Here is a 15,537-nt window from a genome sequence, read left to right as displayed (position 1 = left end):
GCGGGCGTCGGCCTCGGGCATCAGCCAGACGCCGGAGCAAACCCCTGGATCAGGCCGAACCCGCACACTATCCCCATGGACGCAACCGGCTGGGTGGCTGCCTCCAGTGATCCGCTTTAGCATGGATTGCGTATAAACGGCTGCCCTGATGGGACTGCCGGACTGTCAGTCCCATCAATGCCCAGTTCGAGAGCCCGCCCTGGCAGGCAGGGACGGTCAGCAGGAAGAGGTCGGCGCTCGGGGCGGCCGTCGTGTACGGGGATCGCTCTCTCGACCCTCCAGTCCGCGTCATCTGTTCGGGCGCTCGCCCGGGTCCACATCGTCGATGTCCAGGGAGCGACAGTGCGTATCGGAAATCTCTCCGGCCGACTGACCCTGTTCACCGAGCAGGGTGCGGTGGATGTCGAGAAGGCCAGCGGCGGCAGGTTCGGACCCGAGCCGCAGGCGGCGTACCAGGTGTGGGAGGACTTCCTGGACTGGGGCAAGGACGCCGAGCCGAGCGGCGCGTCCGCGTTCGATCCCGCCGATCTCGAGTCGCCGGCCCCGGCGCCGCCCCAGCTGTTCGGCGTCGGCGTGAACTACCGCGAGCACGCCGAAGAGACCAAGCTGGACACCCCGGACAAGTTCCCGCCGGTGTTCACCAAGTTCCGCACATCGATCAGCGGACCGGTCACCACGGTGACACTGCCCGAGGGCGGGCACACCGACTGGGAGGTGGAGTTGGTCGTGGTGATCGGCCGACGCGCCGAGCGGGTGTCCGTCGCCGACGCCTGGTCCTACGTGGCCGGGTTGACCGTGGGCCAGGACATCTCCGAACGGATCCGGCAGATCGAGGGCCCCGCGCCGCAGTTCAGCCTGGGAAAGTCGCTCCCCGGGTTCGCGCCGATCGGCCCGTGGGTGGTCACCGTGGACGAGTTCGAGAACCCGGACGACCTCGAGCTCGGCTGCGCCATCGACGGTGAGACCGTGCAGCACTCCCGCACCAGCAACCTGATCTTCTCGGTTCCCCAGCTGATCGAGGGTCTTTCCGCGACCCTGGCACTGCTGCCCGGTGACGTGATCTTCACCGGCACCCCGGCCGGCGTCGGCATCGGCCGCAACCCGCCGCGGTGGCTGCAGCCGGGCGAGGAGCTGGTCAGCTACATCACCGGCATCGGCGAGCTTCGCCAGCGTTTCGTGAGCGCCTGATCAGCGAGCGGCGATCCGCTATCGGCCGTCATCCCGAAAGGGGCAGGGCCCATGGCATACTCGGATTACAAATACTTCCGGTTCGCCTTTGATTCCGGGGTGGCATTTGTCACCCTGGACTACCCGCCGATAAATCTCCTTGACGAATTCCTTTCACCGGAGTTCGACAGGCTCGGCAGGGAACTCGAGGCGGATGAGAGCGTCCGGGTCGTGGTCCTGCAGAGTGCGATTCCCGAGTTCTTCATGGCGCACTCCGGCCTGGGTCGGGTCGGAGCGGTTCCGTCCACCGTTTCCCATACGCCCAGCTTTCGTCTCACGCAGGTGATCGGCGAACGGTTCAGGAACATGCCCAAGGTGAGCATCGCAAAGATCGAGGGCCGGGCCAGGGGCGGAGGCAGTGAGATCGCGCTGGCCATGGACATGCGTTTCGCAGCCCTCGGCAAGGCGATCTTCGGCCACCCGGAAGTGGCGATGGGCCTCGTTCCGGGCGGCGGTTCCACGCAGAGACTGCCACTGCTCATGGGCAGGGGGCGCGCCTTGGAGGTGCTCCTGGGGTGTGACGACATCCCGGCTGACGTGGCCGAACTCTACGGCTACATCAATCGGGCACTGCCGCCGGACGAGCTGACGCCTTTTGTCGAGAGGCTGGCTCGCCGCATCGCGACCTTTCCTCCGCATGCCATTGCACACGCCAAGGCGGCCGTGGACGCCGGAGTATACGGTTCGCTTCCTGAGGGGCTTCTGGTGGAGGCCCACGAGTCCGATCTGAGTGTTGCCAGCGACGTGACGAAGGCGCGCATCAGGGAAGCGATGAAGGCCGGCGCCGAAAAATTCGAAGGCGAGTTGGACATGGACTTCCTGACGCATCTCTCCGGCCCGCCGTCGGCCTGAACAACAAGGGAATCCCGCCCTGGTCCGCCACGGACACCGCAATGCCCCGCCGGGCCATTGGAGGCCGTCGCATGAGAAAGCTCTTCACCCCCGAGCCCGGCCGCATCGGACGTCCGGACGGGCCGGTGCAGCCCGATGCGGTCGGCGTCGAACACCTCGGTGGCTCACCGGCCGGCCTCGCCCGCGATCTCACCGACCTGCTGGGCTCCGAGCAAGTCCTGCACCGGCTCTCGGACCTGGTGCGCTATGCCTCCGACGCGAGCCCCTACCGGCTTCTTCCACAGGTCGTCGTGCAACCTCGCGATGCGGACGACGTCGCCGCCGTGTTCGACTACTGCCGCCGGACCGGGCGCCACGCCACCTTCCGGTCCGGAGGCACCAGCCTCAACGGCCAGTCGCAGTCCGACGACATCCTGATCGATGTCCGGCGCCACTGGGCCGGAATGACCGTGGAAAACGGCGGCGCCCGCCTGCGGACAGGCCCGGGCACGATTCTGTCTCACGCAAACGCCGTCCTGGCACGGTATCGGCGCCGGCTCGGTCCCGATCCCGCCAGCGCCGATGTCGCCACCATGGGCGGGGTGGTCGCCAACAACGCAGGGGGCATGCGGTGCTCGCTGCCCAGGAACGCGTACCACTGCGTGGCCGGGATCACCTTCGTGCTCCCCTCCGGAACCACGATGGACACCGAGTCCCCCGACGCCGAATCCGCGTTCCGCGAAGCCGAGCCGGAATTGGCCGACGGTCTCCTGGCCCTGCGTGCCGAAATACTCGCCGACGCGGAACTCGTCGAGCGGATCAGGCACAAGTACACCATCCGCAACACCACCGGATACGCCCTCAACGCCTTTCTCGACGCAGCGACGCCGCTGGAGATCTTCCGTCGGTTGCTCGTCGGTTCGGAAGGAACACTGGCCTTCATGGCCGAGGTCGTGATCGACACTCTCCCCGACCCCGGGCTGACCACGGTGACGTGGATCGCCACCGAATCCATCGATGCGGCGGCACGTCTGGTACCCGCGCTGGTCGGCCTGGGCGCGGAGGCGGTGGAGCTGATGATGGCGCCCGCGTTGACCGTGGCGGCGCAGGCATACCCGGGCGCCCCCGCCTACTGGCGCACGCTCGATCCCAAGGCGGCTGCGCTCCTCGTGGAGTTCCGCGGCGAAGCCGACGCACTCGACGACGCCGAGCGGCGTGTCCGAGAGGTCGTCGCGGACACCACTCTGCTGGATTCGATCGAATTCACCCGGGACGAGGAACTCATCGAGTGCAACTGGCGGATACGCGAGGGCCTGCTGGGCATCGTCGGTCACCTGCGACCGGAAGGAAGCGCCGTCATCAACGAAGACGTGTGCTTCCCTCCCGCACGTATCGCCGAGGGTGCCCACGACCTGCAACAGCTGCTCAGCAAGCACGGGTTCCTCCCCGGGGTCGCCGGCCACGCCGCCTACGGCAACCTGCACTTCACGTTGACTCCCGTATTCACCGAGGAAGCCGACAAGGAGCGCTACGGGGCGTTCATGTCCGACCTGGTCGACTTGGTCATCGGAAAGTACGACGGCTCACTCAAGGCCGAACACGGCACCGGGCGCAACATGGCGCCCTTCGTCGAACAGGAGTGGGGCGCCAAGGCAACCGACATCATGTGGCGGCTGAAGCGTCTCGCCGATCCACACGGAATCCTCGGACCGGACGTCATCCTGACGGCCGACGAGGAGATCCACCTCAAGGGTTTCAAATCAACACCCACGATCGAAAAAGCGGCGAACCTGTGCATCGAGTGCGGGTTCTGCGAGGCCGTGTGCCCCAGTCGCAATGTGACGACGACCCCTCGGCAGCGCATCGCCCTTCGCCGGGAGATGGCCCGGCAGCCCGAGGATTCTCCCGTGCTTGCACAGCTGCAGGCCGAGTACGAATACGACGGCATAGAGACGTGCGCCGCTGACGGAACCTGTGCCATCCCGTGCCCTGTGCAGATCAACACGGGGGATCTGATGAAGGGATTCCGACGTGCCGAGTCCACCGCTTCCCGTGAGCGCGCCGGGCTGGCGGCGGCCGAGCACTGGGACAAGATCGAAAGACTCGCGCGCGCAGGGATGTCGGCGGTCGACGGCGTCCAGTCCCACATGGGCGTGAAAGTCCTCACGGAGCTGACCAACGCGGCACGATTCGTCGCCAGCAGCGATCTCGTCCCCTCGGTACCGGGTCCCATGCCCCGCCCGGCACCCGTCGGCCTCCCGCACACCGAGCGGAGATCCGCGCGTGCGGTGTACTTCCCGACCTGTATCAACCGCATCTTCGGACGGGACCCCGACAAGCCGAGATCGCCGTCGCTCCCGGAGGCGTTCGTCACGCTCTCCGCCCGCGCCGGCATGCCCGTGTGGATACCCGATGACGTGCGCGGGCTGTGCTGCTCGACGCCCTGGGCGAGCAAAGGTCTCACCGACGGGCACCTGTGGATGGCGGAGGCGATCTGCGACGCCCTGTGGAGGTGGAGCGGTCACGGCTCGCTTCCGGTCGTGATCGATGCCGCGTCCTGCACCCACGGGCTGCTCGACGATGTCGCCGAGCACGTCGACGACGCGCGGCGCGCTCACATGGAGGCCATGAGCATCCAGGACTCGATCACCTGGTGCCGGGCCCTGCTCCCGCGTCTCACGGTGAAGCAGAAGCTCAAGACGGTCGCAGTGCATCCGACGTGTTCCACGACGCACCTCAAACTCAACCGCGACCTCAACGCCATCGCGTCTTTCCTGGCCGACACGGCCATGGTGCCCGTCGGCACCACCTGTTGCGGTACCGCGGGAGACCGCGGCCTGCTCCACCCGGAGTTGGTGGTCTCCGCGACACGGGACGAGAAGGCCGGACTCGACGCCTCTCCGGCCCAGGCGTACCTCTCGGCGAACCGCACGTGCGAAATGGGTCTGCGACACGCCACCGGGCGGCCGTACGAGTCCTTCGTCTTCCTCCTGGAAGAACTCACCCGACCGTCCTGATCGGTGACGTTCACTGGTTCGCAAGGAGTGACTCGCGATGAGCGTGGTGCCCACGGTGCGCGGCCCGGTGGATTCCTCACGGTTGGGCAGGGTGCTCATGCACGAGCACGTCTTCGTACTCAGCGAGGAGTTGCGACTCAACTACCCGCAGCGGTGGGACGAGGAAGAGCGCGTGGCGGATGCGGTCGCCAAGCTGCGTGCTCTCAAGTCCCGGGGGATCGACACGATCCTGGACCCCACCGTGCTCGGGCTCGGCCGCGACCTCCCACGCGTGGCCCGGGTCAACGAGGAGGTCGACCTCCACATCGTCCCCGCCACCGGCTACTACACCTACACCGAGCTGCCGTTCTTCTTCCAGTACAACGGCCCCGGGCGGCGGATCGACGGTGCCGAGCCGCTGCTGGAGATGTTCCGCACCGACCTGGAGGAAGGCATCGGCGGAACCGGCATCCGCGCGGCCTTCCTCAAGTGCGCCATCGACCAGCCAGGGCTGACCCCCGACGTGGAGCGCGTCCTGAGGGCCGTTGCCGCCACCCACCGGATCACCGGCGCGCCGATCACCGTGCACACCAGTGTGGCGAACCGGTCGGGTCTGGTGGCGCAGAAGCTTCTCGCCGAGGAGGGCGTGGACCTGACCAAGGTGGTGATCGGGCACGTCGGCGACACCACTGACCTGGACTACCTCACCACACTCGCCGACGCCGGTTCGCTCCTGGGCATGGACCGGTTCGGCCTGGATGACGCCCTGCCCTTCGAGCAGCGAGTGGCGACGGTGGTCGCGCTGGTGGCCCGCGGATACACCGACCGCCTGGTGCTCTCCCACGACGCCGCCTGCCACCTGGACTGGGTGCCCGAGGACCGTGTCCGGGCCGCCAACCCGCGCTGGGTCTTCACGCACATCAGTGACGACGTGCTGCCGGCACTGCGCGCACGCGGGATCACCGAGGAACAGCTCGACACCATGCTGATCCACAACCCCCGCCGCTACTTCGAACGCTGACGACTCACAACGTGGTGATTCGACCGAGGACTCCCGGTCGGGGCAGAGCTGCGGGTCACCAGGTGGGGACGAACCCGCCGTCGATCCGCAGGTCGCTGCCGATGATGTTGGCGGACCGGTCACCGGCCAGGAACACGACCAGGTCGGCGATCTCCGACGGCCGGGAGAAACGCCCGCTGACGGTGGCGGCCGCGGCCTGTGCGATGACGTCCGCGGGTTCCAGTCCCGCGGCGGCCGAGACGGTGTCGGCCACGCCGCCGCCGGCGAGCCACAGATCCGTCTCGACCGGCCCGGGGCTCACGCTGTTGACACGCACGCCCCGGGGGCCGAACTCCTTCGACAGCGCCTTGGAGAAGTTGACCAGCGCCGCCTTGGACGCGCTGTAGTCGACCACGTTCGGGTCCGGCAGTTCGGCGTTGACCGAGCCGATGTTCACGATGGAGCCGCGGCCGGTCTCCAGCATGACCGGCAGCACCGCCCTGGTCACCGCGATCGTGGTGAAGAGGTTGAGTTCGAACGTCTGCCGCCACTCGGCGTCGCTCACGCTCAGGAAGCCTCCCGGTCGCGCCGGGGCCGATCCCACGTTGTTGACCAGCACGTCGATGCGCGGGCCGGCCGCGGCCACCAGACGCTCCGCGCTGTCCGGCGCGGTCAGGTCCAGCTGGACCCAGCGGGCGCCGCCCGCCTTCACGAGGACGTCGAGTCCGGGCGACGTGGTCCGCGCCGCCGCGACCACATCGGCTCCGGCAGCCACCAGCGCCTCCGCGACCGCGAGGCCGATGCCCTTGCTCGCGCCGGTGACCACGGCGGTCCTGCGCTGCAGTTCTCCTGCCATCGCCTTGCTCCTCATCGCTGGGGGTGTGCCGGCTCACTCCAGTTTCCTACGGGGAGCTGTCTGGCGTGGCGTCCTTGAGGCCTGTGGCGCAGGGCGAAGTCGGCCCGGGCCGTCAGACCCGTCTGCAGCAGCGCCTGGTGCACCATCGGGTGCAGGCCGGGCGCCGAGACCACGATGCTGAGGTACCCCTCGGGCAGACCGGCGGCGGCGTACTCACCGCTTCCGTCGGTCACGCTGCGCACGAGCTGGCGTCCCCGTGCGTCGATGACGGTCACCGCGGCGCCGCGGACCGGGCGCCCTTCCCCGTCCTGGACCCGGCCGGTGAGCACCGGCACCTGCTCCCCGAAGCGGTGCGTGTGCACCGGGAGCGCCGTCGGCCTGGGCGTCTCCAGCGCCGGGTCCTCGACCGGCGGCTCCTCGACGGGCTCGCTCTCCCCGTCGCCGTCGCCCGCCTCGCCGGCCCGCACGGCCGACGCCCCGCCCCTGCGTCTGTGCAGCCAGAAGTCGAGCCCCAGCAGGGCGACCCCGCCCGCGAACCAGGCACACAGCACCAGGACCGGCTCGAGCACTCCGGCGCCGTCGAAGTAGAAGACGCCGCGCAGCGCGTCGAGGCCGTTGGCCAGCGGCATGACCGCACGGACGTGCTGGAAGAACATCGGCAGCATCGGCGCGGGCACGGCGCCGCCGCTGGTCGGGATGCTCATCACGATGAACAGCCCCATGGCGACGGCCGGGAAGAACTGCCGGGTGAACGGGGCGAGTCCCGAGGCGGCCGTCGCCACCGCCGTGGTGAGCAGGAAGGACACCGCCATGGCCGCGGGCTTGTCGGGCAGGTAGCCCAGCCACAGGCCGACGTAGAAGCCGATGACGCTGTAGCCGGCGGCCACCCCGGCGACGGTGAGGAGCTTTCTGCGCCGGCCGAAGGTCACCGCACGCAGCAGCGTGGTCGCCAGCACATAGGCCGGGATGCTCCAGGCCAGCGAGAAGTACAACAAGGTGGTGCCCAGCTCGTCCTCGGGTTCGGTGGGCGCCACATCGGTGACGGTCAGCTGCCGATGGCTCTCGGCGGCGACCTGGGTGAACACCGTGGTCAGGGTCTGTTCGAGGGAGGCGCCGTTGGCCTTCGCCACGTACAGCACCGCGTGCCGCCGGTCCTGGCGGAATCCGGCCGCCGTGTCCCGGTCGAGCACCGACTGACGTGCCGCCCGGGCGTCGGCGACCGCGGTGACGTCGAACCCGCCGGGCAGCCTGCCGCTCAGCGCGCTGTCGACCCGCCGGGCCACCGCGGGACCGCCCACCGCGACCTTCACATGGTGTGGCTGCGGTGCGTGCAGAGCGGGTGCGAAGAAGAACAGCATGCCCAGAAACAGGGACACCGGGAACCACAGGGCTTCGGCCAGGGTCACGGCCACGGACCGGCCCTTGGATCGTTCTGTCCGTTCCGCCACGGGCACTCCAACTCGCCGGGGACGACCGGAGCGGGTCCCGTCCGGCGTATGACCGAGAGCGGTCATCCTCCTAGATTATTGCAGTACTGCATTTTTGCAGTACTGTAGCAATTATCCGGCCGCCTGCCCCCAGGGGGCCGACGAGCACATGGAGAACGACGAGCACATGGAGAACGGCCGCCCCGACGGGCTGCGTGAGCGCAAGAAGCGGGCGACGCACCGAGCGCTGCAGAGCTCCGCGGTGGCTCTCTTCCGCCGCCATGGCCCGGAAGCCGTCACGGTCGAGAGCATCTGCGCCGACGCCGGCGTCTCCCCTCGCACCTTCTTCAACTACTTCGCCACCAAGGACGAGGCCGCCTTCATGCTGGAGGAGGGGACACCGGCGCTGATCGAGGAGCGGATCACCGCCCGTCCCCCGGAGGAGACCCCGCTGGAGGCGGTCAGGGCCGTGTTCGTGGCGCGGCTGAGCGAGCTCGCCACCGGCAGGATCTGGCTGGAACGTGTCCTGCTGGTGCGCGAGCGTCCGGAGCTGCTGCCACGGATCGTTCTGACGAACCGCGCCGTGGAGGACGCCGTGACCAGGGCGGTTGCGGCGCGCACCGGCCTGCCGGAGTGCCACCTCTACGTACGGACGACCTCGGCCGCGGTCTTCGCGGCACTCCAGGCCGCCATCAGCTGCTGGCAGCCGGACTCCGGCCCGGAGGTGGTCACGCTCGTCCGCGAGGCCGTGGAGATGCTGAGCCGGGGGCTGCCCGCTCCGCCACGGACCGGCTGAACCGACGGACGTGCGAAGTACCGGGTCCGGGCGGCCGCGCTCGGCGGTCACGTGACCCGGGCGCGGTTGCCGGACGGCTGATGGAGCATGAAGGTGGAGGCCCGGCGGAGGCCGGGGAGCACTTCGAAGGGCCGCCGAGGGTGCCGCCGGGGCGGCCCGGTGCGTGGACCGGCGCAGGAAGGAGTTGCTCCGTGCCCCACGATCACGTCGGACTTCGTCATTCGCCCGATCCTCCGCGTCGACGGCGGCGCGGGCCTCGGCCGAAGCACTGTCTGAGAGGCCACCATGCGTCTGGAATACGCCCCCGAGACGATGAGCAGCACGGATTTCTACCGGTTCCTGACATCGGTCGTCGTTCCGCGGCCGATCGCCTGGGTCTCCACGGTCACGCCCGACGGGCGTACCGAGAACCTGGCCCCGCACTCCTTCTTCAGCATCGCCAGCACCGATCCCCCGATCGTCCAGTTCACCTCGATCGGCCGGAAGGACTCCCTGCGGAACGTCGAGGACACCGGTGAGTTCGTCGTCAACTTCTCGTCCGAACCGCTCCTGCAGCTGATCAACGCGACCGCCACCGACTTCCCGCGTTCGGTGAGCGAGTTCGACACCGCGGGCATCGAGCGCGAGGCCAGCAAGTGTGTGCGTCCGCCCAGAGTCGCCGCCTCCCACGCGGTTCTGGAGTGCCGTTCACACACCACGCTGCGCATGGGCAACTCCACTCTGGTCTTCGGGCGGGTGCTGCATGCCGCCGTCGACGAGGACTACCTGGTCGACGGCCGGCCCAGCAGCGCGTTGTTGCGTCCGCTCACCAAACTCGGCGGCGACGAATGGGGCGCCCTGGGCGAGGTCGTGCACCTGAACCGCATCCCCTACGAGGAGCCCGGCACGCCCTGACCGGGCCGGGTGCCGGAGTGTCCGGAAGCGGGGTCGCGCACGACGGGCCCGACCGGCCGCGACGTCACTGCTCGCCCGTGGGACCCGCCGCTCCGCCCAGCCCTGCGCGCATGGCGAGCAGCCCGGCCTGTACCCGGCTCTCGCAGTGCAGTTTCTCCATGATCCGCGAGACATGGGCCTTCACGGTCGGCACGCGCAGCCCCAGCCGCCGGCCGATCTGGGCGTTGCTCAGCCCGTCCGCCACCGCCGCCAGCACCTCCCGCTCGCGTGGCGTGAGCGAGCGCAGCCGGGGCGGCACGGCCGGCGGTGGCTCGGCGGCCGCCCGGGCCACCAGGTGGTTCACCGCCTCGGGGGCGAGGGCGTGGCGGCCGGCCGCGGTGTTCCGTACCGCGTCGAGGACCTCGCCCGGCTGGGCGTCCTTGAGCAGGAAGCCATGGGCCCCGGCCCGAAGCGCCGGCAGCAGATAGGTCTCGGCGTCGAACGTGGTCAGCATCAGAATCCGCGGCGGCGTGGGCAGCGCGGACAGTTCCCCGGCCGCGCCCACCCCGTCCAGGCCGGGCATCTGCACGTCCAGCAGCACCACGTCGGGGGTCACCCGGGCGCATGCCTCGACCGCGGCCCGCCCGTCGTCGGCCTCGGCGACCACCACGATGTCCGGGGCGGTCTGCAGCAGCAGGCGCAACCCGGTGCGGACCAGGGCCTCGTCGTCCGCGAGCAGGACCCGGATCACCGAGCCTCCACGGTGGGCTCCGCCCGCGACGTCGCCTGCTCCCGGTCCGGCGCGGGCGGTGCGACGGGCAGCCGGAGCCGGACCCGGAACACGCCGTCCCGGTGCTCGGTCTCCAGGGTGCCGTCGAGGAGCGCGGCCCGCTCCCGCAGTCCGCGCAGGCCCAGGCCCGCACCCTCGCGGGCCGCCTCGCCGGGCAGGCCGGTCACCGGGTTGGTCACCTCGCACTCCAGGTTCTCTCCGTCCACCCGCAGCCCCAGCGTGGCGCGCGCGCCGTGGGCGTGTTTGCGGACGTTGGTCAGCGCCTCCTGCACGGCACGGTAGACCGTGTGCTCCACCGCCGGTGGCAACGGCCGTGCCCCGGACCGGAGTTCAGGCACCGTCACGGACCACGGCGCCCGGTCCACGGGCACGCCCGCCGCCGCCGAGTCGGCCAGCAGCTGCGGCAGGTCCCGCAGTGCCGGGCCGGGCCGGAAGGAACTCTCGACGGTCTCCGGGTCGCGCAGCACATCGAGGATCCGGCGCAGCTGGGCCAGCGCGCGCCTGCCGGTGACTCTGATCAGCTCGCCGGTCTCGCGGGCGCGCTCCGACTCCTGCGGGTCGACGCTCAGCGCGCCCGCGTGCAGCGTGATCAGGCTGACCTCGTGAGCCACCACGTCGTGCATCTCCCGCGCCAGCGCGGCCCGTTCCTCCGCACGGACCCGGCGGGCGATCAGCAGCGCCTCCCGCTCGGCCTGCTCGGCGCGCTCGGCCAGCTCCGCCAGCCTGGTGTGCCGGTACCGGAGAACCGTGCCGCGCCAGGCGGGCGCGCCCACCAGCAGGGCCGCCGCCATGACGCCTGTCGCCGGGGCGCCCGTGGTGAACTGGCTGAGCACCGCGGTGGCGTAGACGCCGTACCGCAGGGGGCTCGTGGGCCGCCGCCTGGCCAGCGAGTACATCGCGAACGGCAGGGCCGGCTGAACGGTCAGCAGGCTCGCGCCGGCGACCACGGCCGCCACCAGAGTGGGCCGGTCGCGCCGCCAGGCCAGCAGGAGTCCGGTGGTGCACGCCAGGACGGCGGAGACGGCGAACGGCAGCGGCAGCAGGGACCGCGGTGCGGCGGTCGGCAGGAGTCCCCCACTGGCGATCAGCGCCGCCAGCACCCAGGCGAGCGGCTCGGAGGGCCACTGGATCCGGGCAGGACGAGCCGCCACCGAGGTCGGCGCAGTGGTCGGCCCAGAGGCCGGCGCAGAGGAAGAGGAAACGGACACGCGTGCCACCGTACGAGACCCTTCGCATGATCATTCCGGAATCCACGGTTCCACCGGCGCTCAACGGACAGTCCGAGACCGAGCGGCTCAGGGCTTGGCGCTCTCGCTGCTCCTGCCTTTGTCCTGGGCGGCCTTCTCCTCGGCGGACGGCAGGGCCTTGGTGACGGCGACCTTCCCGTCCCGGTAGCAGATCTGAAAAGTCTGCTTCTTCTCCAGAGACACGTGCTTCTGCAGGTAGTAGTCACAGGTCGTGCCGGCCGGCGGCTCGGGCTTGTCCTGCGGCTGGAGACCGCCGGGCTCGCCGAGCCGGTCGCGTACGGCGTCCCGGTTCTCGCCCACGTGAACGCCCTTGAACTGGGCCGCGGTGATCGTGTGCGAGGTGATGTCGCTCGCGACATGCCTGATGCCCAGCCAGAGACCGACTCCGGCGAGCACGGCGACTCCCAGGATCGCGAGCAGAATCTTTCCGGCGACGCGCATGGCGGAACTCCTTGGCAATGAGGGGATGTCGACGTCCCTTGACGTCGCCCCAGCAGTCTGTTCCGGCACTCCGCGCCGATCGTCGCCCCCGACGCCGAACCCGACCCCCGACTTTCGTATCCCCTCACGTCCTCCGTGTGGCGCGTCTCCGGGATGAATGGCAGATCATGCGACGAGTCTCGCGGGGCGTTCGCATCGGCGCGCGCGACGGCTCCGCCCGCCGAGGACGCCGTCGTCGGCCTGTCGCCCTTGCCGTCCGCGGAACCGGAGATCAGGATCTACGAGACCGCCGGAGACGGCGGGCGTCGCCGGTCCCCCGACGGCCTACCGCCACGGCACGAAAGGCACAGCATGATGACGAGCGACGACACCGTCGCGCTCGACGACCCGGTCGGCGAGTCGCTGCGCGGTCACCACGCGGCCCTCGCCCGCCGACTCGGCCGGGCCGCCACCTACCTTCCGGGCGTCGCGACCTTCTCGGCGGTGTCCGCCGACCCTGACGCGACGGACTGGGCCGACCTCGCCCAGCTGCTCGGTGGAGGCGAGTTCGCCGACATGTTCAGCTGCCCGGCGATCCCGCCGCCGGACTGGGCGCCGGTCTTCGTCCTCGAAGGCCGGCAGATGATCTGGCCTGCCGGCATGCACCCAGCGCAGGTTCGGACCGCGACCGACACCGACGTGGTCGAACTCGGTGCGGCCGATGTGCCCGCCATCCTCGAACTCGTCGAGCGGACCCAGCCAGGGCCGTTCTGGCCGCGCACCCACGAACTCGGCACCTACCTCGGCATCCGCGTCGACGGCAAGCTGGTGGCCATGGCGGGCGAGCGGCTGCGGCCCCCGGGATGGACCGAGATCAGCGCCGTCTGCACGGCACCCGAGGCCCGCGGGCAAGGCCACGCCGGCCGCCTCCTGAGCACGCTCGTCGCACGCATCCTGGCGCGCGACGAGCGCCCCTGCCTCCACGTGGCCGAGGCGAACACCGGCGCGCTCGCACTCTACGAACGGCTCGGCTTCGAGACCCGCAAGCACGTGACCTTCCGCGGCTTCCGCACTCCCTGAGAGCTCCGACGCCGGTGGGCCCTGCCGATCCGGTGGGGGATCAGGCTCAGGTCGGAGGCGCACGGAACGGGCTGTCGTCCGCGGCCGGGGTGGGTGCGGATGTGCTGTCGCTGCCACCCGCGTCGCCCGGTCTGGGAGCAGGGCCCGACGCCTGCCCGCGTTCGGCGGCGCGGACGATGTTGCGGGCCATGCCGCCGAAGACGACCGCGTGAAAGGGCGACACGCTCCACCAGTAGAGCTGGCCGAGCAGTCCGTGCGGGTGGAACAGGGCGCGCTGCCGGTAGCGGGCGCCGCCGGCCCCCTCCTCGTCGACGTACATCTCCAGCCAGGCCAGGCCGGGCAGCCGCATCTCGGCGCGCAGCCGCAGCAGCCGCCCGCGTTCGATCTCCTCCACCCGCCAGAAGTCGAGCGAATCGCCGACCCGCAGCCGCCGCGCGTCACGTCGCCCCCGGCGCAGGCCCACCCCGCCGGCCAGGCGGTCGAGCCAGCCGCGTACCGCCCAGGCCAGCGGGAAGGAGTACCAGCCGTTCTCGCCGCCGATGCCCTCGACCACCTCCCACAGTGCGCCGGGAGCCACCTCGGCGTGGCGTTCGCGCACGTCGGTGTAGAGGCTGCCGCCGGCCCACTCCGGGTCGGTGGGCAGCGGGTCGCTGGGGGCACCCGGCACGGCGGCGGAGGACCAGCGGGTGACGACCTGGGCGTCCCGCACGCGCTGCAGCGCGAGGGAGACGGCGCGGTCGAAGCCGACCGGGTGGCCCGGCGGGCTGGGCACGTACCGTCCGATGTCCTGTTCCCGGCACACCACCTCGTGGCGCAGCGACTCCGTCAGCGGGCGGGCGATGGCGGCCGGCACGGGGGTCACCAGTCCGACCCAGTGACTGGACAGGCCGGGCGTGAGCACCGGCACGGGCACGATGAGCCGCCGGGGCAGCCCGGCGACGGCGGCGTACCGCTGCATCATCTCCAGGTAGGTGAGCACCTCGGGGCCGCCGATGTCGAAGGCGCGGCTGACGTCGGGCGGCAGGCCGGCGCACCCCACCAGGACGCGCAGCACGTCCCGTACGGCGATCGGCTGGATGCGGGTGTGCACCCAGCGCGGCGTGACCATCACCGGCAGCCGCTCGGTCAGGTAGCGCAGCATCTCGAAGCCGGCCGAGCCGGAACCGATGATGACGGCGGCCCGCAGTACGGCCGTCGGCACGCCCGAGCCGAGGAGGATACGGCCCACTTCGGCGCGGGAGCGCAGGTGCGGCGAGAGTTCCCGCTCGGGCACGTCGGAGGGGGTCAGGCCGCCCAGGTAGACCAGTCGGCCGACGCCGGCTGTGCGGGCCTGCTCGCCGAAGACCCGGGCCGCCTGCCGGTCGGTGCGCTCGAAGTCGCGGCCGGTGCCGAGCGCGTGCACCAGGTAGTAGGCGACGTCGACGCCCGCCAGCGCCGCCGCCACCGAGTCCGCGTCGGTGACATCGCCCTGCACGACCTCCACCCGTCCGGCCCACGGCTGGTCACGCAGCTTCCGGGGCGTGCGCGCCAGGCAGCGCACCCGGTATCCGGCGTCCAGCAGCTCCGGCACCAGCCGCCCGCCGATGTAGCCGCTGGCACCGGTCACCAGGCAGGTCCTCGGACCCGGGGCAGCGGTTCCGTTCGCGTTCGCCGTCGTCCCGGCCGTCTCGTCCGCCACGCGAACCGCCTCAGTCGTCGTCCGTGCGCCCTCGCGCCCCGCGCCCCCGGTACCTCTACGGTGCCGCCCGCGCGTCCGGGTACGCCGGGCGACTGCGGCATCCGGGTGACGTAGCGCTGTCGTACGGACGCCGCCGCACCCGGCATCGAGCGGGTGCGGCGGCCGGTGGTCGGTTGGCCGTGGCCGGTGGTCGGCGGGTGGAGCCGGGGGTCACCGGTCCTTCGGGGGTGCGGTGCTGGCGCGGACGACGAGTTCGGGGTCGAAGAGGAGTTCGCCGACGGGGACGTCGCGGTTGCCGAGGAGGGCGAGGACGCTG

13 protein-coding genes are annotated in these 15,537 nt (G+C 70.7%); 7 read left to right on the top strand and 6 right to left on the bottom strand.

Translation table 11 applies throughout. The features are described from left to right. Positions 1–342: 342 nt before the first annotated feature. The 4 genes from ABT137_RS44020 (at position 343) to ABT137_RS44005 (ending at position 6,075) form a co-directional block, all read left to right on the top strand. Positions 343–1,188 carry a fumarylacetoacetate hydrolase family protein gene (locus ABT137_RS44020; protein WP_351718078.1) on the top strand — a complete coding sequence of 282 codons (846 nt, stop codon included), beginning with the start codon at positions 343–345 and terminating at the stop codon, positions 1,186–1,188. Between the two features lie 51 nt (positions 1,189–1,239). Further along, a complete protein-coding gene (locus tag ABT137_RS44015; protein ID WP_351718077.1) occupies positions 1,240–2,079 on the top strand; it encodes an enoyl-CoA hydratase/isomerase family protein in 840 nt (279 codons plus the stop codon). A gap of 71 nt (positions 2,080–2,150) precedes the next feature. Further along, a complete protein-coding gene (locus ABT137_RS44010) occupies positions 2,151–5,075 on the top strand; it encodes an FAD-binding and (Fe-S)-binding domain-containing protein (protein ID WP_351718075.1) in 2,925 nt (974 codons plus the stop codon). A 37-nt stretch (positions 5,076–5,112) separates the two neighbouring features. Next, complete coding sequence (locus ABT137_RS44005; RefSeq protein ID WP_351718074.1) at positions 5,113–6,075, top strand: phosphotriesterase family protein; 963 nt, start codon at positions 5,113–5,115, stop codon at positions 6,073–6,075. A gap of 55 nt (positions 6,076–6,130) precedes the next feature. Here the strand turns inward: ABT137_RS44005 and ABT137_RS44000 are convergent, their stop codons facing one another. Continuing rightward, positions 6,131–6,910 (bottom strand): SDR family NAD(P)-dependent oxidoreductase, encoded by a 780-nt coding sequence (locus ABT137_RS44000; RefSeq protein ID WP_351718073.1) that lies wholly within the window; start codon positions 6,908–6,910, stop codon positions 6,131–6,133. Positions 6,911–6,921: 11 nt separating this feature from the next. Continuing rightward, on the bottom strand, positions 6,922–8,322 hold the full coding sequence (locus tag ABT137_RS43995; RefSeq protein WP_351718071.1) for a carboxypeptidase regulatory-like domain-containing protein: 1,401 nt from the start codon (positions 8,320–8,322) through the stop codon (positions 6,922–6,924). A 184-nt stretch (positions 8,323–8,506) separates the two neighbouring features. Between ABT137_RS43995 and ABT137_RS43990 the strand changes: the two genes are divergently transcribed. Then, on the top strand, positions 8,507–9,133 hold the full coding sequence (locus ABT137_RS43990; RefSeq protein ID WP_351718070.1) for a TetR/AcrR family transcriptional regulator: 627 nt from the start codon (positions 8,507–8,509) through the stop codon (positions 9,131–9,133). Positions 9,134–9,418: 285 nt separating this feature from the next. Continuing rightward, complete coding sequence (locus ABT137_RS43985; protein ID WP_351718068.1) at positions 9,419–10,027, top strand: flavin reductase family protein; 609 nt, start codon at positions 9,419–9,421, stop codon at positions 10,025–10,027. A 64-nt stretch (positions 10,028–10,091) separates the two neighbouring features. Here ABT137_RS43985 and ABT137_RS43980 read toward each other — a convergent pair whose 3' ends face one another. From ABT137_RS43980 to ABT137_RS43970, 3 genes are all read right to left on the bottom strand, one after another. Continuing rightward, positions 10,092–10,757, bottom strand: coding sequence for a response regulator (locus ABT137_RS43980; protein ID WP_351718066.1), 666 nt, complete (start codon positions 10,755–10,757; stop codon positions 10,092–10,094). After that, positions 10,754–11,947 carry a sensor histidine kinase gene (locus tag ABT137_RS43975; RefSeq protein ID WP_351718064.1) on the bottom strand — a complete coding sequence of 398 codons (1,194 nt, stop codon included), beginning with the start codon at positions 11,945–11,947 and terminating at the stop codon, positions 10,754–10,756. The genes ABT137_RS43980 and ABT137_RS43975 overlap by 4 nt, the downstream gene beginning before the upstream one ends. 144 nt (positions 11,948–12,091) lie before the next feature. Further along, positions 12,092–12,484 carry a hypothetical protein gene (locus ABT137_RS43970; RefSeq protein WP_351718062.1) on the bottom strand — a complete coding sequence of 131 codons (393 nt, stop codon included), beginning with the start codon at positions 12,482–12,484 and terminating at the stop codon, positions 12,092–12,094. A gap of 354 nt (positions 12,485–12,838) precedes the next feature. Between ABT137_RS43970 and ABT137_RS43965 the strand changes: the two genes are divergently transcribed. Further along, a complete protein-coding gene (locus tag ABT137_RS43965) occupies positions 12,839–13,543 on the top strand; it encodes a GNAT family N-acetyltransferase (protein ID WP_351718060.1) in 705 nt (234 codons plus the stop codon). Positions 13,544–13,589: 46 nt separating this feature from the next. On the opposite strand, the gene ABT137_RS43960 is transcribed toward ABT137_RS43965, so the two are convergent. Further along, positions 13,590–15,152: an SDR family oxidoreductase gene (locus ABT137_RS43960; protein WP_351718141.1), complete on the bottom strand. Its 1,563-nt coding sequence runs from the start codon at positions 15,150–15,152 to the stop codon at positions 13,590–13,592. Between the last annotated feature and the right edge of the window lie 385 nt (positions 15,153–15,537).

It is taken from the genome of Streptomyces sp. NPDC001980 (genome assembly GCF_040296885.1).
In the GTDB taxonomy this organism is placed as follows: Bacteria; Actinomycetota; Actinomycetes; order Streptomycetales; family Streptomycetaceae; genus Streptomyces.
The sequence above is the reverse complement of the archived record's forward strand: the minus strand, read 5'-3'. Positions and strand labels throughout refer to the sequence as shown.